General features: G+C 46.1%; 20 protein-coding genes. All 20 read left to right on the top strand.

Annotation, left to right across the window (positions count from 1 at the left end; all coding sequences use genetic code 11):
• Positions 1–12: 12 nt before the first annotated feature.
• Entirely contained in the window at positions 13–528 is a 516-nt protein-coding gene (locus tag RWV98_RS06960; protein ID WP_317864762.1) for a type I restriction endonuclease, read from the top strand.
• Complete coding sequence (locus tag RWV98_RS06965; protein ID WP_317865713.1) at positions 525–3941, top strand: type I restriction endonuclease subunit R, EcoR124 family; 3417 nt, start codon at positions 525–527, stop codon at positions 3939–3941. Before RWV98_RS06960 ends, RWV98_RS06965 begins: the two co-directional genes overlap by 4 nt.
• A 432-nt stretch (positions 3942–4373) precedes the next feature.
• Positions 4374–4883 (top strand): RNA polymerase sigma factor, encoded by a 510-nt coding sequence (locus tag RWV98_RS06970; RefSeq protein WP_317864764.1) that lies wholly within the window; start codon positions 4374–4376, stop codon positions 4881–4883.
• Between the two features lie 314 nt (positions 4884–5197).
• Entirely contained in the window at positions 5198–5563 is a 366-nt protein-coding gene (locus RWV98_RS06975) for a DNA ligase (RefSeq protein ID WP_317864766.1), read from the top strand.
• Positions 5553–6725: a DUF2800 domain-containing protein gene (locus RWV98_RS06980; RefSeq protein WP_317864768.1), complete on the top strand. Its 1173-nt coding sequence runs from the start codon at positions 5553–5555 to the stop codon at positions 6723–6725. Before RWV98_RS06975 ends, RWV98_RS06980 begins: the two co-directional genes overlap by 11 nt.
• 1 nt (position 6726) lies before the next feature.
• The gene (locus RWV98_RS06985) at positions 6727–7293 is read left to right on the top strand and encodes a DUF2815 family protein (protein ID WP_317864770.1); all 567 of its coding nucleotides are present in this window, start codon (positions 6727–6729) and stop codon (positions 7291–7293) included.
• 15 nt (positions 7294–7308) lie between these two features.
• A complete protein-coding gene (locus tag RWV98_RS06990) occupies positions 7309–7464 on the top strand; it encodes a hypothetical protein (protein WP_317864772.1) in 156 nt (51 codons plus the stop codon).
• Positions 7465–7535: 71 nt separating this feature from the next.
• Positions 7536–9518 (top strand): DNA polymerase, encoded by a 1983-nt coding sequence (locus RWV98_RS06995; RefSeq protein WP_442872119.1) that lies wholly within the window; start codon positions 7536–7538, stop codon positions 9516–9518.
• 82 nt (positions 9519–9600) lie between these two features.
• Positions 9601–10266, top strand: a complete 666-nt coding sequence (locus RWV98_RS07000; protein ID WP_317864776.1) for a Rha family transcriptional regulator — start codon at positions 9601–9603, stop codon at positions 10264–10266.
• A gap of 2 nt (positions 10267–10268) precedes the next feature.
• On the top strand, positions 10269–10493 hold the full coding sequence (locus RWV98_RS07005; RefSeq protein ID WP_317864778.1) for a hypothetical protein: 225 nt from the start codon (positions 10269–10271) through the stop codon (positions 10491–10493).
• Entirely contained in the window at positions 10474–10905 is a 432-nt protein-coding gene (locus RWV98_RS07010) for a DUF7768 domain-containing protein (RefSeq protein WP_317864780.1), read from the top strand. The genes RWV98_RS07005 and RWV98_RS07010 overlap by 20 nt, the downstream gene beginning before the upstream one ends.
• Positions 10898–13240: a virulence-associated E family protein gene (locus RWV98_RS07015; protein WP_317864782.1), complete on the top strand. Its 2343-nt coding sequence runs from the start codon at positions 10898–10900 to the stop codon at positions 13238–13240. Before RWV98_RS07010 ends, RWV98_RS07015 begins: the two co-directional genes overlap by 8 nt.
• A gap of 166 nt (positions 13241–13406) precedes the next feature.
• Positions 13407–13688 carry a VRR-NUC domain-containing protein gene (locus RWV98_RS07020; RefSeq protein ID WP_317864784.1) on the top strand — a complete coding sequence of 94 codons (282 nt, stop codon included), beginning with the start codon at positions 13407–13409 and terminating at the stop codon, positions 13686–13688.
• Positions 13669–15012, top strand: coding sequence for a DEAD/DEAH box helicase (locus RWV98_RS07025; protein ID WP_317864786.1), 1344 nt, complete (start codon positions 13669–13671; stop codon positions 15010–15012). The genes RWV98_RS07020 and RWV98_RS07025 overlap by 20 nt, the downstream gene beginning before the upstream one ends.
• Before the next feature lie 179 nt (positions 15013–15191).
• Positions 15192–15611: a DUF1492 domain-containing protein gene (locus RWV98_RS07030; RefSeq protein WP_317864788.1), complete on the top strand. Its 420-nt coding sequence runs from the start codon at positions 15192–15194 to the stop codon at positions 15609–15611.
• Between the two features lie 141 nt (positions 15612–15752).
• Positions 15753–16112, top strand: a complete 360-nt coding sequence (locus RWV98_RS07035) for an HNH endonuclease signature motif containing protein (RefSeq protein ID WP_317864790.1) — start codon at positions 15753–15755, stop codon at positions 16110–16112.
• Between the two features lie 109 nt (positions 16113–16221).
• Positions 16222–16773, top strand: a complete 552-nt coding sequence (locus RWV98_RS07040) for a P27 family phage terminase small subunit (RefSeq protein WP_317864792.1) — start codon at positions 16222–16224, stop codon at positions 16771–16773.
• A 4-nt stretch (positions 16774–16777) separates the two neighbouring features.
• Positions 16778–17560 carry an S-adenosylmethionine synthetase N-terminal domain-containing protein gene (locus RWV98_RS07045; protein WP_317864794.1) on the top strand — a complete coding sequence of 261 codons (783 nt, stop codon included), beginning with the start codon at positions 16778–16780 and terminating at the stop codon, positions 17558–17560.
• Positions 17561–17574: 14 nt separating this feature from the next.
• Positions 17575–18825 carry a site-specific DNA-methyltransferase gene (locus tag RWV98_RS07050; RefSeq protein WP_317864796.1) on the top strand — a complete coding sequence of 417 codons (1251 nt, stop codon included), beginning with the start codon at positions 17575–17577 and terminating at the stop codon, positions 18823–18825.
• Positions 18815–20644, top strand: a complete 1830-nt coding sequence (dcm, locus tag RWV98_RS07055) for a DNA cytosine methyltransferase (protein ID WP_317864798.1) — start codon at positions 18815–18817, stop codon at positions 20642–20644. The genes RWV98_RS07050 and dcm overlap by 11 nt, the downstream gene beginning before the upstream one ends.
• Positions 20645–20683 lie beyond the last annotated feature (39 nt).

Here is a 20683-nt window from a genome sequence, read left to right on the forward strand (position 1 = left end):
AGGTGTATTGCATTGTATTTTGACAAAGAAAAGGATTTTGAAGAGGCGGTCATAAAAGCTCTAATAGATTGCGGTTGGGAGTCTACTGTACTGCGCAACCCTACCGAAAAGCAATTGATACAAAACTGGGCAGATATTTTGTTTAATAACAACCGTCAAAAAGTGAGGTTGAACGAATGCCCATTGACAGAAAGCGAAATGCAGCAAATTTTAGAGCAAGTGAATCTACTGCAATCACCATACAAACTAAATGGCTTTATCAATGGTAAAAGCGTATCTATAAAGCGTGATAACCCCGATGATACCACTAATTTCGGCAAGGAAGTCAGTCTTAAAATATATGACCGACAGGAAATTGCCTATGGTGAAAGTCGCTACCAAATCGTGCAACAACCACACTTTTCAACTAAGTCTCCCATATTAAATAACCGCCGTGGTGACTTGATGCTTTTGATTAACGGTATGCCTGTTATCCATATAGAGTTAAAAAAAGCGGTATACCCGTTAGCGAAGCATATAACCAAATAGAAAAGTACACTTATGAGGGCGTTTTTAGAGGACTGTTTTCATTGGTGCAAGTTTTTGTGGCAATGCAACCAGAAGAAGCCGTATATTTTGCAAACCCCGGTGAAGGTGTTAAGTTTAATAAGGCATTCTATTTCCACTGGGCAAATAGCGATAACGAACCTACAAATGAATGGCACAAAGTCATTCTTGATTTGTTGAACATTCCAATGGCGCATATGCTTATTGGTTTTTACACTATTGCCGATACCGATGAGGGTGTGCTGAAAGTAATGCGTAGTTATCAATATTATGCGGCAATTGGTATTGCGGACACAGTGGCAAAAAAGAACTGGGCAGACAATAATCAGTTGGGTGGTCATGTATGGCACACCACAGGCTCAGGCAAAACAATGACCAGTTTTAAATCTGCCCAGCTTATTGCAAGCTCTCATGATGCTGACAAAGTAGTTTTCTTGGTGGATAGAAAAGAACTCGGCATACAATCATTAAAGGAATATCGGTCTTTCGCTAATGAAAACGAGTCCGTGCAGGCGACTGAAAACACCGATATTTTAATTTCCAAACTTAAGAGCGATGATAAAGATATTAACTTGATTGTCACTTCCATTCAAAAACTGAGTGGTCTTACAAAAGAGGCTGGAGAGGATGATTTAAAGAAGATTAAATCAAAACGAATGGTAATCATTATCGACGAGTGCCATCGTTCTACATTTGGAGATATGTTAACGGCAATAAAAACCACATTTAAAAATGCATTAATTTTCGGATTTACCGGAACCCCGATCCAAGAGATTAATATTAAAAAAGACAGCACCACCCCTACTATATTTGGTGATGAAATACACCGCTACACTTTGGCGGATGGAATACGTGACAAGAATGTTCTAGGCTTTGATCCTTATATGGTGAAAATTTTTGATGATTCTGACGTTAGAGAGCAAGTAGCACTTCACAAGGCGAAAGCCTCTACTCAGGCAGATGTTATAGGTGATCCGCAGAAAGAAAAAATGTTCTATAAATACATGGACTCCTCTCAAGTTAAAATGTATGGCGAACTAGTTGATGGAAAATGGGTCAGCGGCATTGAAGATTTTATTCCAAATGAACAATATCAGTCTAGCCAATACAGAGATGGGGTTATTTCTGATATAAAGAAAAAGTGGATCATTTACAGCAGAGGCAGAAAGTTTCATGCAATTTTTGCTACTAGCAGTATCCCTGAGGCAGTGGCTTACTACCGATTAATGAAGGATCAAATGCCAGAATTAAATATAACTGCTATGTTTGACCCTACCATCGACAACGAAGGTGGCGGCTCATTAGACAAAGAAGATGGTATTGTGGAAATGCTTGAGGATTATGAAAGCAAATTCTCACAACCTTTCACTATGGCATCTTATGACAGATTCAGAAAAGATGTAAGCCTGAGATTAGCACATAAAAAACCTTACGAGCGTATTACTACTGATGAACAGATCGATATTCTAATAGTTGTGAATCAGATGCTTACAGGCTTTGACTCCAAGTGGGTGAATACGCTCTATTTGGATAAGGTGATGGAATATGAGAATCTTATTCAAGCGTTTTCGCGTACCAATCGTCTATTTAATTTGGTGGATAAACCGTTTGGCATCATCAAATATTATAGACGCCCAAATACTATGGAGAAAAATATTGAGGCAGCGGTTAAAGCATACTCTGGTGACATCCCTACAGGATTGTTTGTTGATAAGCTACCTAATAACCTGCGCAAAATGAACGAACTGTTTGATGAGATATCTGAACTGTTTAGCAATGCTAGAATTAAAGATTTTGAAAAACTACCTGATGAATCATCGGTTAAGGCTAAGTTTGCAAAGCTTTTTAAGCAATTTTCAACGCATTTAGAAGCTGCAACAATCCAAGGTTTTAATTGGACTGAAAATATTTATCAAGATGAACATGGCTCAAATATTGTGATGAAATTCGATGAAATGGCATACCTAATTCTTCTTGCAAGATACAAAGAGCTTGCCAAAGGCGGTGGCGGTGGTCGTGGTGGAGATGTTCCCTACGAAATAGATACACATATTACCGAGTATGACACAGGGAAAATTGATGCGGATTATATGAACTCTCGATTTGAAAAATTTCTCAAATTGATAGAAAACGCATATGATCCAGCGTCATTGGAGAGTACATTAAAAGAACTCCATAAATCTTTTTCTATGCTGGATCAAGAGGAGCAAAAATACGCAAATATTTTTATTCATGATATTCAGATAGGAAAGGTGCAGATTGTTCCCGGAAAATCATTCAGAGATTATATTTCAGAGATGATGAAAAGTGCAGAAAATGACAGAATTAGCTTAGTGGCAAAAAGGCTTGGTTGTTACGAGCGTTTGCTTAGAGAACTTCTGGAGCGAAAAGTGACCAAGGAAACGATTGAGGCACATGGTAAGTTCGAAGAACTAAAATCCTCGGTAGATACAAAAAAGGCAAAGACGTTTTTTGAACGAGTGGAGAAATCAGAGTATCAAGATTCTCGCTTAATAATGTACATCGAAAGATATTTGCGATACTTTTTATTGAGCGGTGGAGAAGATTTATACCCTGAGAAGGAGACAAATATTCCAACAAATGATACAAAGGAAAAACGTGTTGTTGGCGTTGTAATATCGGAAGAAAATATGATCGGCAAAACCTATGTGTCTTCTGTAAAGACTTCTACCCTGCAAAACTGGTGTTCAGAGAGCAAGGCTCTGTCTTGCATGATTGAAACGGACTGTTTTGCATACATCGAAAATAAGCTATGCATAAATGATAGTAAGTATATCGAGCGTGATTCGAATGGTAGAATACGCCTTACAACCTATGCAAAAACTCATGAGGAAGAATGCTTTCTTCAATTCGTTGTAGATAAAGAGACAGGTCAGTTACACTACATTACACTTCCAGCAGCAATGGCAAGTAAATCATTTAATTACTATGATGAAATTGACGAGGATTTAGTTAATCAATATGGATTGGTGAACGAAATGTCTCAAGAGATGCTTGCAGCTATTAGCGGTTTAGAATTTGGCGAGGCATTAAAAAAGCTAATGAGCAAAAATATATGCAATTATTCGTTTAGATTGCTAGAGGATACTACAGGTTTGGACAAAAATACAATCAGCAATCTTCGAAAGGGAGCGAATCTCACGAAGCTAAATGTTATATCAACATGTTTGGGCATACATATTCCATTTCTTGTTAGCAACAAAATGCTTGAACTTGCAGAACTAGCCCTTAATCTATATCTGCCCGGAAAAGCAGGTGCAGAAAATGGTATATATGATTCCCTACTACATTTAAAATGGGCAACTGATTATGATGACATCTATGAGGAATTGACAGAGCAAAATTATGAGTATTTAATTCATCAACCAAAATAAAAAAATATTTATCCAAATAGATCAGATGTAAAAGTCTGGTCTATTTTTTTTACCCAAAAATAATTTTGTTGAACTTTCGTCAACGAATATGCACACCTATGCCTCGAATTTTATTATGAATTCGAGATTTTTTGTATCTTGATTGGTAAATACAATGCTTTGCCCATTGAACTATGTTCAACGGGCAAAAAGCACAGAAAGAGTATCATTAGTGTGGCAAGAGCAATTCTTGCTTTTATACACCCCCGTTTCAATGTTCATCGCCTGATCAGCGGTGCCCAGAACGGCGAAACGGACACAAGTTAATATTAGTCAACCCACTGGGACGGTTGGCCAGTTAAGAAATGAGGATTTCATTCTTATGGCCAATGATTATGGGAAGTTCAGTGTGGATCCTCATTTCGGTTTTCAGACCGAAGGAGGGTCTACACAATGGACAAATTTGAAAATCTACAGACAAGCAGTGAGAACAAGCAGCACTACATCCCTATGGAGGTAACCCCGGAAACCATCAAGGATTTCGGTATCAACCCGGCGGATGTGGTATGGATGAGAATCGGAAACAAACCTAAGAAGGTTATTATGATTCCCGTGACCGAGGAGCAGTATTACGAATATATGCGTCCTCTTTGGCGTGAGGACAAGCGTCAGCAGAGACAGGAGCCTATGGCATCGCTGGATAAGATGTACGAAGAAAACGAGTACGAAGCCGCTGACACTTCAGGCCTTGAAGCCGATGTTATGAAGCAGATTATGATTGACGAGTTGTATGCGGCTCTCGATGGGCTGGAAGAAATCGACCGTACCATCATGGAGATGTACAGCACAAACCACAGTGAAGCGGAAATCGGACAGGCTGTCGGTATGAGTCAGCGTGGTGTCGGTAAGCGTAAGCAGAGAATCCTGCTGAAGCTCCGCACCTGTCTGCAGGACTATAAATAAGGAATAACTTCCTTGCCTGTTCCATCACAGCAGTATGTGGTGGAGCAGGTTTTTATATTTTTTTTGAAATTGCGGTTCTTAAAACAGCCGAGGATGTCCTTTCACTCTCAGAGGGGCAAACGAAGCACCTCGGAAAGGACGGAAATGTATGACAAACCGATGCAGGACAGGCACGGACGGATGCAAAAGTCAGGAACTCGACCGAGAGTTATCTGATGTACTTATTGCAATCAGTGTCGTGTCAAAACGAATTGCTGACAGGCTTTCAGTAGTCAGCGGCGATGAAAAAGTGAATATGGAAGGAGGAAGTCCGAATGGGAAAAGTAAGCGAATTGTCCATGATCGTTGATGAACTCAAAAAGTGCGGCCAAGTATTAATTGGCATTTCGGAGGGGCTGGCTGATATGTTCAGCGGTTCAGCGGAAGAGGAAAAACAGACTGCAAAAAAGAGTGCTGGAAAAAAGAAAGCCGCCGAGGAGTCTAGGCCGGAAGTGCCGGAGAAAAAGGCACTCACGCTGGAAGATGTCCGAGCCGTGTGTGCGGATAAATCTCGCAAAGGCTATACGGCAGAGGTCAAGGCAGTCCTCACAAAGCATGGTGCAGAGAAGCTGTCCGAGGTAGACCCGGCGGAATACAAAGCACTGCTTGCAGAAGTGGAGGTGCTTGGAAATGCCGGATAAACAGAAGGTGAATTGCACCGCAGGTGCAAGAGAGGCTGGCCTGGGCCACGCAGTATTATCAGCATCTTCCAGTCACAGGTGGCTGGAATGCCCACCCTCGGCTCTGCTCTGTTCCAAGGCAGGAGATACAGCCAGTGAGTTTGCAATGCAGGGCACCGATGCCCACAGCCTTTGCGAACATAAGCTGAAAACCGCACTGGGACAGAAGTCAAAAGACCCTACGGAGAATTTGCAGTATTTCGATGAAGAAATGGCAGACTGCTCCGATATGTATGCTCAGTATGTGATGGAGCAGCTTGCGGCGGCAAAGGAAAAGTGCAAAGACCCCATTGTTCTGATTGAACAGCATCTCGATTTTTCCAGATGGGTGCCGGAGGGATTTGGCACCGGGGACTGTGTCATCGTATCAGATGAAACCCTTACCGTGATTGATTTCAAGTACGGTGTCGGAATTTTGGTAGAAGCCGAAAAGAATCCGCAGATGATGTGCTATGCACTGGGAGCCTTACAGCTGTTTGACGGCATCTACGATATTGATTCGGTGACCATGACCATCTTCCAGCCGAGAAGGGACAGAGTCAGCACATACACCATTTCCAAGGAAGAACTTCTGGAATGGGCGGATGAGGTGCTTAGTCCCACAGCACAGCTGGCGGCAAAGGGCGAGGGTGAATACAAAGCCGGAGACCACTGCCAGTTCTGTAAGGTAAAAGCTACCTGCCGAAAGAGAGCCGAATACAATCTTGAACTTGCGCGCTACGATTTTGAGATGCCTTCCACACTTGAAGATGATGAGATAGAGGCCATTCTTTCAAAAGTAGACGCACTGGTATCTTGGGCGGGCGATATTAAGGAATATGCTTTGCAACAGGCAGTCAGCGGTAAGGAGTGGAAAGACTGGAAGATTGTCGAAGGACGCTCCAACAGAAAATATGTAAATGAAACAACCGTGGCAGATACGGTCAAGGAAGCAGGATATGACCCATTTGAACATAAGGTTCTGGGGATTACGGCAATGACTAAACTGCTCGGCAAGACAAGATTTGAAGAACTGCTCTCCGGGTTTATTGAAAAACCGCAGGGCAAGCCAACTTTAGTTCCTATGTCGGACAAGCGTCCGGCAATGAATACAGCAGCAAACGATTTTAAGGAGGACAAATAATATGTCAAAGAATTATACCAACCCTACCAAGGTTATCACTGGAGTAAACACCCGCTGGTCTTATGCAAATGTGTGGGATGCGAAATCCATCAACGGCGGCGCACCGAAGTTCAGCGTGAGTCTTATCATCCCGAAGGATGATACTGCAACGGTCAACAAAATCAAGGCGGCTATCCAGTCTGCCTATGAGGAAGGTCAATCCAAACTGAAGGGCAATGGCAAGACCGTGCCTGCACTTTCTGTACTTAAGACTCCACTTCGTGACGGCGATCTCGAAAGACCTGATGATGAAGCCTATGCAGGTTGCTATTTCGTCAATGCCAACAGTGCATCTGCACCGGGCATCGTAGATGCAGACCGTCAGCCTATCATCGACCGCAGCGAGGTGTACAGCGGTGTGTATGGTCGTGCCAGCATCAACTTCTATGCCTTCAACTCCAACGGCAATAAGGGTATTGCCTGCGGTCTGAACAATCTTCAGAAAATGAAAGACGGAGAGCCGCTTGGCGGAAAGAGCCGTGCAGAGGATGACTTTGCAACCGAAGCTGATGAAGATTTTCTCGGATAAGGAGGGCGGATTATTATGACTACAGTTCAGAATTTGATGCTTTCCGTGTGTTTCGGTGCTGTGATGGGTACCTTCATTGCAAATGTGGGGTTCATCATCAAGTGTGCAATTGACACCCGCAAGGAGAAAAAGCGTAAGAAAAATGAAGAGTCTGCTAATAAGGCAGAGTAAATGACAGCGGGCGGCGGAGGTGCATTCTTCGCCGCCTTGCTTATATTAAGGATGGTGACAATATGGGAAAAATTAATACACTCTCGATTGATATTGAGAGTTACAGCGATGTGGATTTGCAGAAGTGCGGGGTCTATAAATATGCCCAGTCCCCTAACTTTGAAGTCCTGCTGTTTGGTGTATCAGTCAACGGCGGTAAGGTCACGGTTTATGATCTGGCACAGGGAGAGAAACTGCCGATGGATATTATTACGGCACTGACGGATGATACCGTACCCAAATGGGCATTCAATGCGGCTTTCGAGAGGGTCTGTCTTTCGGTGTGGCTGCAAAGGAACTACCCACAGTGCTTTTGCAGCTACAGCATAAATGAGGATACAGTGGGAGATTATCTTGACCCGGCGGCGTGGAAATGCTCCATGATATGGTCGGCATACATGGGACTGCCATTATCCCTTGCCGGGGCCGGTACGGTGCTTGGGCTGGAAGAACAGAAGCTGAAGGAAGGCAAAGACCTCATCCGATATTTCTGTGTTCCCTGCAAGCCGACTAAGGTCAATGGCGGCAGGACACGCAATCTGCCGGAGCATGATATGGAAAAGTGGAATCTGTTCAAGTTCTATAACAAGCGGGATGTTGAAGTGGAAATGTCCATACAGGACAGACTGAAAAAATATCCTGTGCCGGATTTCGTGTGGGAGGAATACCATCTCGACCAAGAAATCAATGACCGTGGGATTGCCCTTGATATGGATGTGGTGGAGAATGCCATTGCTTTTGATGCGAAGTCCAAAGCGGAACTGGCAGAAAAAATGCAGGAACTGACTGACCTTGATAACCCCAACTCTGTGGTGCAGATGAAGCAGTGGCTTGCGGATAATGGTCTGGAGATGGACAGCCTTGGGAAAAAGGAAGTGGCACAGGCGGTCAAGACTGCTCCCAAGGAACTGGCGGAGGTTCTGACCCTGCGGCAGCAGTTATCCAAATCTTCTGTAAAGAAGTATCAGGCGATGCAGAATGCAGTCTGTGAGGACGGCAGGGCGAGAGGAATGTTTCAGTTTTACGGGGCCAATCGCAGCGGCCGATGGGCAGGCAGAATGATACAGCTACAAAATCTGCCCCAGAACCATATGCCGGATTTGGAACAGGCTCGTGGTCTTGTGGAGTCCGGCAATTATGATGCAATGGAACTTTTATATGATGATATCCCGGATACTCTGTCGCAGCTCATCCGCACAGCCTTTGTGCCGAGAGCCGGGATGAAATTTGTGGTGGCGGACTTCTCTGCAATTGAAGCAAGGGTGCTTTCGTACCTTGCCAAGGAAAGCTGGCGAAGCGAGGTCTTTCAGAATAACGGTGACATTTATTGTGCATCGGCATCTGCCATGTTCGGTGTTCCTGTTGAAAAGCATGGTGTCAACGGGCATCTTCGTCAGAAGGGCAAAATCGCAGAATTGGCGCTTGGCTACGGCGGTTCGGTCGGCGCATTAAAAGCGATGGGTGCCTTGGATATGGGACTTAAGGAGGAAGAACTCCAGCCGCTGGTGGATTCATGGAGAGCCGCCAATCCTAACATCGTGCGTTTCTGGTGGGATGTTGACCGCTGTGTGAAGGATACTGTCAAAAACAGAGTGACCACGGAGACACACGGCATTCGCTTTTTCTACCAGAGCGGGATGCTGTTCATTCAGCTGCCAAGCGGCAGACGGCTTTCCTATGTGAAACCGCGCATGGGAGAGAATCGTTTCGGCGGTGAGGCTGTGACTTACGAAGGTGTGGGCGGCACGAAGAAATGGGAACGCATCGAAAGCTACGGTCCCAAGTTCGTGGAGAATATCGTGCAGGCAATCAGTCGTGACATTCTTGCTTATGCTATGCGAACCTTGTCCCACTGCTTTATCTGCGGTCATGTTCATGATGAACTGATTATTGAGTGCAGCACGGGAGTTTCCCTTGATGCGGTGTGTGAGCAGATGGGCAGGACTCCGCCCTGGATTTCAGGGCTTCTGCTCCGTGCGGACGGGTATGAATGCAGCTTCTATAAAAAAGATTAAAAATACGGTTCTTAAAGTTTAGGGTTTTGTCCTTTCACTATCAGAGGGCAAGACCCTACTTTTATGGAAGGACGGTATTTTTATGAAAGAACTGATACCAAAAGACGAATACGGCATCTTTGCCGATGCTCATGACACAGCGAGGGCGGACAGCCTGTTTGTGGCAGATTTCTTTGAGAAAAGGCATGACCATGTTCTTAGAGATATTGCAAAAATCACTGCCCCCAAATCTGGGTTGAGTGAGGAGTTTGTAAAAGGCAATTTCGCAGCTGATAAATACCACGATGCTACGGGCAGAAAACTTCCGTGCTATCAAATGACCCGTGACGGATTCACGATGCTAGTTATGGGATATACAGGCACAAAGGCTATGAAGTTTAAGGAACTCTACATTAAGCGTTTCAATGAGATGAATAAATTCATCAAAACACTGGTTTCCGCAAGACAGGAGTTTCCGCTTCTTACGGCAAACATTAAGCTGCTCCACGATACTCCGAAGCCTTACCATTTCAGCAACGAATGCGATATGTTAAACCGCATTGTGCTGGATATGACCGCAAAGCAGTTCAGACTTGCAAACGGCATTGAAAAGGGCAAAAGCATCAGACCGTACTTGTCAAAGGAACAGATTGATATGCTGGAAACTTTGCAGAAGGTCGATGTTGGACTGCTTGTGGCGTTTCCAAATTATGAAGACCGCAAACGCCATCTGGAATGGTACAAAACCAAATTAGAGGAGGACAAATAAGTATGTTTTATGTGAAAGAACAGCTGAATGATGCGATGGAAGTTTCCATTGAAATTAACGATGAGAATGTTTTCTGCCGCTGTCCGCACTGCGGCTCGGAGGTGCAGGTTGACCTTGCAGAGGTGTTTGCTGATGGCGAGATTGACCTTTTCGGTACGGCGGTGATGTGCGATAACTGCAGCAGAAAAATAATGGGAGGTAAGCCTTGTGGGTGTGAGCAGGTATAACAGCGAAGGCTATCCTGATCCAACCGCCTGCGGTGCCTTATCCAATATTGAAAAGGAAACGAGGGCGGCAAGAGCATACAGACCAATGGTGTATGTATGTTCCCCGTTTTCGGGAAATGTTGCCGGGAACATTGCAAATGCACGAAAGTACAGCCGTTTTGTTGTGGAGCAGGGGTATATCCCCATTGCTCCGCATTTGCTGTTTCCGCAGTTTCTTAACGATAACGATTTAACGGAACGTGAACTGGGGCTGCATTTCGGAAATGTGCTGATGAGCCACTGCAGCGAGGTGTGGGTGTTCGGAGAAACAATATCAGCCGGAATGAATGCTGAAATCAGGAGAGCCAAGAGAAAAAATTACAAACTGCGATATTTCGGCAGTGATTTGAAGGAGGTAAACATTGATGCGTGATTTGAATATTGCCTATGGCAACAGCAGGACGGCAAAGCAGTGGAGCAATAAGACCATCCGCTTTGCCGATTTGAAGGAACGTCTGAAAACAACCATCAGAACCTCGGATTCGGCGGAGGAATATGCCAAGTTTACCAAGGCACAGCGTGATGCCGTAAAAGACCACGGAGGTTTCGTTGCCGGGATACTGAAGGGCGGCAGACGAAAGATTGATACCGTGGAGTCCCGTTCTATGGTGGCGCTGGATGGAGATAGAATCGATGCGGAATTTCTGAAGGATTACGAGAAGAATGCACCCTACACCTCTGCCCTTTACACTACCCACAGCCATACAGATGAAAATCCGAGAGTGCGTCTGGTATTCCCGCTTACAAGGGATGTGACCTCCGAGGAATATGTAGCGGTGGCACGGTATCTGGCACAGTCACTGGGCATGGATTATTTTGATGAATGCTCCTATCAGCCGAATCAGCTGATGTACTGGCCAAGCACTCCGTCAAACGGTGTATTTGTGTATAAGGAAATCGACAAGGACTGGCTTGACCCGGATGAGATTCTATCGGTGCACCCGGAATGGACAGATCCTACCAGACTCCCTACCTCATCAAGGGAGAGCAAGGCAAATACAGCCAGTTTCAAAAAGGTGCAGGATCCGCTTGGAAAAGAAGGTGTGGTGGGTCTTTTCAACAGGGTCTACTTCCCTGTGAACCTTGCTGTGGATGAGTTCCTTTCCAACATTTATGAGCCGACCGACACGGACATCCGCTACCATCTTATTGAATCCAGCAGTATGGCAGGTGTGGAAATCAAGGAGAACGGAAAGTTCGTCTACAGCCACCATGCCAAAGACCCTGCCTACCTAAAGCTGTGCAATGCCTTTGATATCGTCCGTATCCATAAATTTGGCGATGATGATAATAAATCATTCAAGAGTATGTGCGAATTTGCAATGAAGCAGGAAAAAGTGAAACTCCGTGCTTTGGAAGAAAGGCAGTTACAGATAGACGAGGACTTTGCAGATGAGTCGGACTGGAGGTCAAAACTCCGCTATATGCCGAGAAGCAAGTGCCTTGAAAACAGTGTGTGGAATCTGATGCTGATTTTAAATAATGATCCTGACTTTGCCAATATCGCATATAACGAAATGGCGGGAAGGATTGAAATCACAGGCACGGTGCCGTGGGAGCGTCCTATGGACAACAAGTTCTGGCGGGATGCAGATACTGCACAGATGAAGGCACTCATTGATATTAAATATCAGTCCTTCTCCAGCCGCAATCACGATGTGGCTTTTACGAAAATTGTAGAGGACAGGCATTTCCATCCTGCAAGGGAGTATTTTGAGAATCTGCCGGAATGGGATCGTGTAACAAGAGTGGAAAATCTGCTGATTGATTATTTTGGTGCAGAGGACAATTCCTACACAAAAGCGGCAATACGAAAAACGCTGATTGCAGCGGTGGCAAGAACCTATCATCCGGGTATCAAGTTTGATAGTGCCTTAATCTTGGTGGGCGCACAGGGCATCGGCAAGTCTACCTTCTTTTCCAAACTGGCGGGCAGTTGGTTTTCCGATAGTCTGACTCTTACAGATATGAAGGACAAAGCAGGTGCGGAGAAACTGCAGGGATTTCTGATTCTGGAGCTGGGAGAAATGGCTGGAATGAAAAAGGTGGATATTGAAACCATCAAATCCTTCTTAAGTCGCACCGATGATATTTACCGCCCGTCCTATGGCAGAGTGGTGGAAAGCCATCCGAGACAGTGTATTGTGGTCGGTTCTACCAATGCGGAGAATGGATTCCTTCGTGATATTACGGGCAATCGCCGTTTTTGGCCTGTGAATGTATGTGGTGATTCCGCTAAGAAATCGTGGCAGTTAAAAGCCGATGAGGTATCGCAAATTTGGGCGGAAGTTCTCTATCTGTATAAGCAGGGTGAGAACCTGTTCCTTGAGGGTAAGGAAGCCGTAATTGCAGAGGAGCAGCAGAGACAGGCAATGGAAACAGATGAAAGACAGGGACTGGTGGAGAATTATCTGAATACACTGCTCCCGGATAACTGGGATGCCATGAGTCTGTTTGAGCGAAAGAACTTTTTAAGCCGCGATGATTTCGGCGGGACGAAAGCTGGTACTGTGGAAAGAACGCAGGTAAGTAATGCGGAAATCTGGTGCGAATGTTTCGGCTGCAGTTTGTCTGCCATTAAAGCATCCGACTCCTATGCGATAGCGGCTATTATGATGAAGATCGAGGGGTGGGGAAAAAGCGGCAAACGAAAAAAGATACCGTTGTATGGTCAGCAGAGAATGTATGAAAGGTTGTCACAGCCGTAAAACGGCATAAACAAAGGATTTTTTGACCTCGTATGACAATTATGACAACTACTATATATAGATTAAAATATATGAATTATTGATATGAGTGTATGTCTATACGCACGTAAGGATTATATAGGAAATGCTGTCATACTTGTCATGTTGTCATTTTTTAGGAGGAAATATGAGAGAAAAAATCATAGAACAGAAACTTGTAACAGCGGTAAAAAAGCATGGCGAGATATGTCCGAAGTACGTATCTCCCGGCTTCGATGGTATGCCAGACCGCTTGGTTCTTCTTCCACATGGCAGGTTCGCCTTTGTGGAAGTAAAAGCACCGGGAGAAAAACCAAGACCCTTGCAGCTGGCAAGGCACAGATTACTGAGTCGTCTGGGATTTCGTGTGTATGTCCTTGACAGCGAGGAGCAGATTGGAGGGATTATCGATGCAGTACAATCCACATAGCTATCAGCGGTTTGCAGCTGACTATATTGAAACCCATCCCATTGTGGCAGTCTTACTTGATATGGGACTTGGTAAGACGAGCATTACACTGACAGCACTTTCCAATCTGCTGTTTGATAGCTTTGAAATTCACAAAATTCTTGTTATTGCACCCCTGCGTGTGGCTTCTGTTACATGGAGTGCCGAAATCGAAAAATGGGAGCATCTGCATCTTTTGCAATATTCGGTGGCGGTGGGTTCTGAAACGGAGCGTCTGTCAGCACTGAAGGCACAGGCGGACATTTACATCATCAACCGTGAGAATGTGCAGTGGCTTATTGAGAAAAGCGGAATCCCATTTGATTTTGATATGGTGGTTGTGGATGAGCTGTCCTCCTTCAAGAATTACCAGTCCAAGCGGTTCAAGGCACTGATGAAAGCAAGGCCAAAGGTAAAAAGAATGGTGGGGCTGACAGGCACTCCTTCCAGCAACGGTCTGATGGATTTATTCGCAGAGTTCAAACTTCTGGATATGGGTGCAAGGCTTGGCAGGTTCATCGGTCAGTACCGAACCGCCTACTTCTCCCCAGATAAGAGGAACGGTCAGATTGTTTACAGCTATAAGCCACTGCCCAATGCCGAACAGCAGATTTATGATAAGATTTCGGATATTACGATTTCCATGAAGTCCACTGACCATTTGAAAATGCCGGAACTGATCAGCACAAAGTTGGAGGTGGATTTGTCAGAAGCGGAAAAGAAAAAATATGAGGAACTGAAAAAAGACCTCATCCTTCAGCTGCCGGATGGAGAGATTACAGCCGCCAATGCAGCATCACTGACAGGCAAGCTGTCCCAGATGGCAAACGGAGCAGTTTATTCCGATGATGAGAGTGTTCTGGAGATACACCAGAGAAAGCTGGATGCATTGGAGGATATCATCGAATCGGCAAACGGGAAGCCTGTCCTTGTGGCATATTGGTTTCGTCACGATTTGGAGCGTATCCGAAAACGCTTTGATGTGAGAGAAATCAAGACCGCAAAGGATATAGCTGACTGGAATAACGGCAGTATCCCTGTTGCGGTGATACATCCGGCATCTGCAGGTCATGGACTGAACCTGCAGAGCGGAGGTTCTGCCTTGGTGTGGTTCGGCATCACATGGTCGCTGGAATTATATCAGCAGACTAATGCCAGACTCTGGCGGCAGGGTCAGTCGGCAGAAACCGTGGTCATTACCCACATCATAACAAAAGGCACCATTGACGAGAGGATTATCAAGGCACTGAAAACCAAGGACACTTCCCAGTCTGCCTTGATTGATACCGTAAAAGCCAATCTATGAAAAAATGATGTTTTCGTTGTGTGAATTGTGACACTATCAGACTGGCAAAACAATAATTGTGGGAAATCGTGATAGTGTTACAATTCAAGACCACAAGACAACTTCAATTTGAAAATCAGAGTCAACCTATGACAATCCAAGCCAATCCGAGTGGAATACAAAATTTCGGAGGTAAGGATATGACAGAAAAAGAATATTTATTGCAGGCACGATATCTGGATGAGCGTATTCACTCCAAGGTTCAGCAGGTGGAATCCTTAAATGATTTAGCTACAAGCTGTTCCGCTGTAATCAGTGATATGCCGAGAAATCCAAACCGTGGCGGTTCCAAGATGGCAGATGCCGTAATCAAGATTGTTTCTTTGCAGGAAGAAATCAATATGGATATCAATGCTCTTGTAGAACTGAAGCGTGAAATCATGGGTGTTATAAAAGCCGTGCCAAATGTTGAATACCAGACGCTGTTGGAAAAACGATACCTGTGCTTTATCTCATGGGAGCAAATTGCCGTGGATATGAATTATTCCATGCAGCACATACACCGAATGCACAGTGCGGCACTAAAAGAAATCATCGTGCCGCCGGAACATGAGAGTTAATGTGATAGAATGAGAGTAAGCACCTGTGATATTATTATAATAGCGAAAAGCAAAAAAATATAAACGGGAAAAGCCGTAGAGAGCCTTGTGGGTCACACCGACCTGCAGGGCTTTTCTTATGCCAAAAAGGGGGTGAGCCGAGTGCCAAGGAAACCATTACAGCCCTGTGCCTATCCCGGATGTCCGAGGTTATGTGAGGGCAGATACTGCGAGGAACACAGGAAGATGGAAGCCAAACGCTACGAGACGTACAGCCGTGACCCGTCAGTACGCCGCAAGTATGGCAGAGCGTTGAAACGCATCCGTGACAGCTATGTCAGGGAGCATCCATTCTGTGAACAGTGCTTTGAGCGTGGGATATTGGTTCCCGTGGATGAGGTGCATCACAAGGTGCCTGTATCCAAGGGCGGAACACACGAGCGAAGCAATCTGATGAGCCTTTGCCGTTCCTGTCATAACAAAATCCATGCAGAGCTGGGTGACAGAAACGCACGGAACTGACTGGGAGGGGTGGTCTGAATCTCTGCGGGTCCAATACCGGGAAAACGGCGCCCCCCTTCGTGCAGAGAAAAGGCGATTTCAAAAGGGTAATAAAGGAAGGTGAGAAAAAATGCCAACAAAATCGAACAACATCGGCGGCCGTGGCGGTGCAAGACCGGGAGCCGGCCGTAAGAAATCTCCTGTGAAGGAAAAAGCGAAGAATGGGAATCCGGGCGGCAGAAAGCTGGAGGTTTTGGACATCCCAGACATCGAGGGTGTGGAGATGCCGAAACCTCACGATTTCCTATCCGCAGAACAGCGTGACGGCAGTGAACTGCAGGCCGCTGATATATACAGAGAAACATGGGCGTGGCTGAAAAGCATCGGATGCAGTGCCAAGGTATCCAGTCAGCTTTTGGAACGGTATGCGATGGCATCCGCCCGCTGGATTCAGTGTGAGGAAATGACCAGCAAACTTGGTTTCCTTTCCAAGCATCCGACAACGCAGAAGCCTATCCCTTCCCCATTCATCAATATCGGGATTAACTATATGAACCAAGCGGTGCGTTTGTGGAATGAGATATTCCAGATTGTGAAGGAAAACTGCAATACCGAATACAGCGATGAAGCACCGCAGAATGATGTGATGGAGCGTCTGCTCCGTGCAAGGAAAGGAATGTGACGGCATGATAGAAAAAGTAAATCCGAGCCACCCGGATAAGGTGGCAGACCGCATCGCAGGAGCGATTGTGGACTTGGCATACAGAGCCGAGGAAAATCCGAAAATTGCTGTGGAGGTGCTGATTGGACATGGCAGGTGTCATGCGATTATCGAAACCACGGCACAGCTGTATGAAGCAGATATTTGTGATGCCATCGCCCGTATCGCAGGCGATGTGGAAACCGATATTGTGATTGTTCCGCAGGATGTACATCTTTCGGATAATCAAGCGGACGGTGTTCGCTGCGGAGATAATGGTATCTTCAAGGGAATGCCGCTGACGGCAGAACAGAAGGAACTGTCTGTGGCTGCTCACAGTATTTATGAAAAGCATCCCACAGACGGAAAGTACATTCTTGACGGTATCCGCCTGATTATCTGTCAGAGCAATACCGATGCAGAGGAACTGAAAAACACATATCCGGGAGCAGAAATCAATCCGCTCGGCGGCTGGACTGGCGGCACGGATGTGGATACAGGAGCCACGAACCGCAAGCTGGGTTCTGATATGGCTGATTCCGTAACAGGCGGCGGACTGCACGGCAAGGATTTATCTAAGGCTGATGTGTCCGTCAATATTTATGCGTTCCTGAAAGCACAGAAAACAGGACAGCCTGTTCATCTGGTCTGTGCGATTGGTGACAGTGAGGTGGACGGTATCCCTTATGCGGATATTGTGGCGCAGGCGAGAGATTACATTGACTCCATTGGCGGCTTTGAGAAATTTGCCGAATGGGGTCTGTTCTAAGGAGGTGTCGGATTATGTCGAAAACGACAACGGAAATGCAGTTGGTGGCGGTATCCAAATTGGTGCCGTATGTGAACAATGCCAGAACCCATAACGCACAGCAGATTACGAAGCTCCGCTCCTCCCTGCGCGAGTTCGGTTTTATCAATCCCGTCATTATTGACCGGGAATACAATGTGATTGCAGGGCATGGACGTATCCTCGCAGCAAAGGAAGAAGGCATCGAGGAAGTTCCGTGTGTATTTGTGGACTATCTTACTCCGGCACAGAAGAAAGCATATATCTTGGCTGACAACCGTATGGCGATGGATGCGGGCTGGGATGAAGAACTACTGCGCGTGGAGATTGAAGCCTTGCAGGCAGAGTCCTTTGATGTGGGCCTGACCGGGTTTGATGAAAAAGACATCGCTGAACTTTTCGCAGGAGAATACGATGATGCACAGGATGATGATTTTGATGTGGATGAGGAATTGCAGAAACCGCCTGTTTCCAAGAGCGGTGATGTGTGGCTGCTTGGAAATCATCGTTTGATCTGTGGGGACAGCACCAAGGAAGAAACCTATGCGGTTCTCATGGACGGCAAGAAAGCAAACCTTGTGGTAACGGACCCGCCTTACAACGTCAACTACGAAGGCAGTGCCGGGAAGATTCAAAATGACAACATGGAGAATGACAAGTTCTATCAGTTCCTGCTTGATGCGTTCTTGAACATGGAAAAGGCAATGGCAGACGATGCCAGCATTTATGTGTTCCATGCGGACACCGAGGGACTGAATTTCAGAAAGGCATTCTCAGATACAGGCTTTTATCTGTCCGGGACGTGTATCTGGAAGAAGCAGAGCCTTGTGCTTGGCAGAAGTCCCTACCAGTGGCAGCATGAGCCGTGCCTTTACGGCTGGAAGAAGAAAGGCAGGCATCAGTGGTATTCCGACAGGAAGCAGACCACCATCTGGGAATTTGATAAGCCAAAGAAGAATGGTGACCATCCGACCATGAAGCCAATTCCGCTGATTGCCTATCCGATTAAGAACTCCAGTATGAGCAACTGCATCATTCTCGATCCGTTTGGCGGCAGTGGTTCAACACTTATTGCCTGCGAACAGCTGGGCAGAATCTGCTTTTGCATTGAACTGGATGAGAAATACTGCGATGTTATCGTAAAACGCTACATCGAACAGGTCGGTGCTGCGGATAATGTATCTGTTATCCGTGACGGCAAGACCATTCGATTTGAGGATTTGGAGATCAGAGCCGATGGAGAATAAAAACTTAACACTGGGAAGTCTGTTTGACGGCAGCGGCGGATTTCCACTGGGAGGCTTGATTTCCGGGATTACCCCTTTGTGGGCATCGGAAGTTGAGCCTTTTCCTATTCGTGTGACCACCAAAAGGCTGCCGCAGATAACACATTACGGTGATGTCAGCAAACTAAGCGGTGCGGAAGTTCCACCAGTGGACATCATCACATTCGGAAGCCCCTGCCAAGATATGTCGGTAGCGGGCAAACGAAGCGGGCTGGACGGTGAGCGTTCCAGCCTGTTCTATCAAGCGGTGCGAATCGTGAAGGAAATGAGGTGTAAGACAAATGACAAGTATCCAAGATTTGTGGTCTGGGAAAACGTCCCCGGCGCATTCTCCAGCAACAAAGGCGAAGACTTCAAGGCAGTCCTCGAAGAAATCTGCAAAATCAAAGACGAACACATTTCTGTTCCTCAGTCTGGAAAATGGACAAATGCAGGAGAAATCGTGGGAGAGCAGTTCTCCCTTGCATGGCGAGTGCTTGATGCGCAGTATTGGGGAGTTCCCCAAAGAAGAAAACGCATCTACCTTGTCGCAGATTTTGCAGGCCAATGTGCCGGAAAAATACTATTTGAGTCAGAGAGCGTGTCAGGGTATCCTCCGAAGGGCATCTGCCCGTGGCAAGGAACTGCCGGAAATTTTGAAGGCTGCACTGGAGCGGCAGGCACAGTCTGCTTAAATGACCAAGGCGGCAATCGTATGGATGTAACAGAGGGCATGACCTGCACTCTCCGTGCAGAGTCAAACCATCCTCCGCTGGTCTTTGAAAATCATAGTCAGGACACGAGATACACGGGTCCTTTGGAACAGGCTCCTACGGTCAGTTCCACCTATGGGACTGGCGGCAACAATCAGCCGTTTGTACTGGAAACACCGAAAACGCTGAAAATCCGAAGTGGATGTGAAGGCGGCGGTAAAGGGGCATTGATTCAGGATGATTTATCTGCCACCCTCGGCTGTAATAATGACCAGACACTATTTGTACCAAAGGCATACGGCATCTGCTCCAAGGACAGCAATTCCATGAAGTCGGACAATCCCAAGAGTGGATTTTACGAAGCAGATACTTCCAGATGCATTGATGCCAACGGCGGCAACCCTGCCTGCAATCAAGGCGGCATTGTTGTGGTGGAGGGCAATGGCAGCAGACCATCACACAAGGGTGACGGCTATAAGGAATCCGATGTCATGTATACCTTGAATACCATCGAACAACACTCAGTGGTGTATGCCATTGACCGTGAAAGCTATAACTGCGGTCAGAATTATGCGAGAAAGATGGGCATTTCGGAGAACGGCATCAATTCCACGCTGAATGCACAGGGGCCGAGTGCCGTGGCGGCACCTGTCTATTCCTCCAGCAAGGCATCCTTCTTTACTTCTGCGGAGGAAGAGCTGGCGAACACACTGGTGGCTACGGATTATAAAGACCCGCCCATCGTAAATGATGTGAGTGAGATGCCGGAGTACATTGTCCGCAGGCTGACCCCTACGGAATGTGCAAGGCTGCAGGGATTCCCGGACTGGTGGTGCAGTGACCTTGGCACGGCAGAACCGACCGAGGAAGAAATCAAGTGGTGGAGGGAGGTGTTTGAAACCCATCGTCATATCATGGGGACTTCCTCAAAGCCAAAGACAGAAAAACAGATCATCAAATGGCTGAAAGACCCGCATTCCGATTCTGCGGAATATAAGATGTGGGGCAACGGAGTGGCACTTCTAAATGTGGTATTCGTGCTTTCCAGCATCGTGTACTATTCACAACTCCCGGACTTTTTATTGTGAGATATTCTCCTACAGAATGACTTGCTATTTATCGCCTTT

The sequence above is a fragment of the Agathobaculum sp. NTUH-O15-33 genome (genome assembly GCF_033193315.1).
Taxonomy (GTDB): domain Bacteria; phylum Bacillota; class Clostridia; order Oscillospirales; family Butyricicoccaceae; genus Agathobaculum; species Agathobaculum faecihominis_A.

What these genes read in the sequence shown, in the direction of transcription:
- RWV98_RS07045 (WP_317864794.1), top strand. Translation starts at nt 16,778, where the DNA reads ATGATAGAAAAAGTAAATCCGAGCCACCCGGATAAGGTGGCAGACCGC.
- RWV98_RS06975 (WP_317864766.1), top strand. Translation starts at nt 5,198, where the DNA reads ATGGGAAAAGTAAGCGAATTGTCCATGATCGTTGATGAACTCAAAAAG.
- RWV98_RS07005 (WP_317864778.1), top strand. Translation starts at nt 10,269, where the DNA reads ATGTTTTATGTGAAAGAACAGCTGAATGATGCGATGGAAGTTTCCATT.
- RWV98_RS06970 (WP_317864764.1), top strand. Translation starts at nt 4,374, where the DNA reads ATGGACAAATTTGAAAATCTACAGACAAGCAGTGAGAACAAGCAGCAC.
- RWV98_RS07015 (WP_317864782.1), top strand. Translation starts at nt 10,898, where the DNA reads ATGCGTGATTTGAATATTGCCTATGGCAACAGCAGGACGGCAAAGCAG.
- RWV98_RS07040 (WP_317864792.1), top strand. Translation starts at nt 16,222, where the DNA reads ATGCCAACAAAATCGAACAACATCGGCGGCCGTGGCGGTGCAAGACCG.
- RWV98_RS07000 (WP_317864776.1), top strand. Translation starts at nt 9,601, where the DNA reads ATGAAAGAACTGATACCAAAAGACGAATACGGCATCTTTGCCGATGCT.
- RWV98_RS06980 (WP_317864768.1), top strand. Translation starts at nt 5,553, where the DNA reads ATGCCGGATAAACAGAAGGTGAATTGCACCGCAGGTGCAAGAGAGGCT.
- RWV98_RS06990 (WP_317864772.1), top strand. Translation starts at nt 7,309, where the DNA reads ATGACTACAGTTCAGAATTTGATGCTTTCCGTGTGTTTCGGTGCTGTG.
- RWV98_RS07030 (WP_317864788.1), top strand. Translation starts at nt 15,192, where the DNA reads ATGACAGAAAAAGAATATTTATTGCAGGCACGATATCTGGATGAGCGT.
- RWV98_RS07050 (WP_317864796.1), top strand. Translation starts at nt 17,575, where the DNA reads ATGTCGAAAACGACAACGGAAATGCAGTTGGTGGCGGTATCCAAATTG.
- RWV98_RS07020 (WP_317864784.1), top strand. Translation starts at nt 13,407, where the DNA reads ATGAGAGAAAAAATCATAGAACAGAAACTTGTAACAGCGGTAAAAAAG.
- dcm (WP_317864798.1), top strand. Translation starts at nt 18,815, where the DNA reads ATGGAGAATAAAAACTTAACACTGGGAAGTCTGTTTGACGGCAGCGGC.
- RWV98_RS06985 (WP_317864770.1), top strand. Translation starts at nt 6,727, where the DNA reads ATGTCAAAGAATTATACCAACCCTACCAAGGTTATCACTGGAGTAAAC.
- RWV98_RS07025 (WP_317864786.1), top strand. Translation starts at nt 13,669, where the DNA reads ATGCAGTACAATCCACATAGCTATCAGCGGTTTGCAGCTGACTATATT.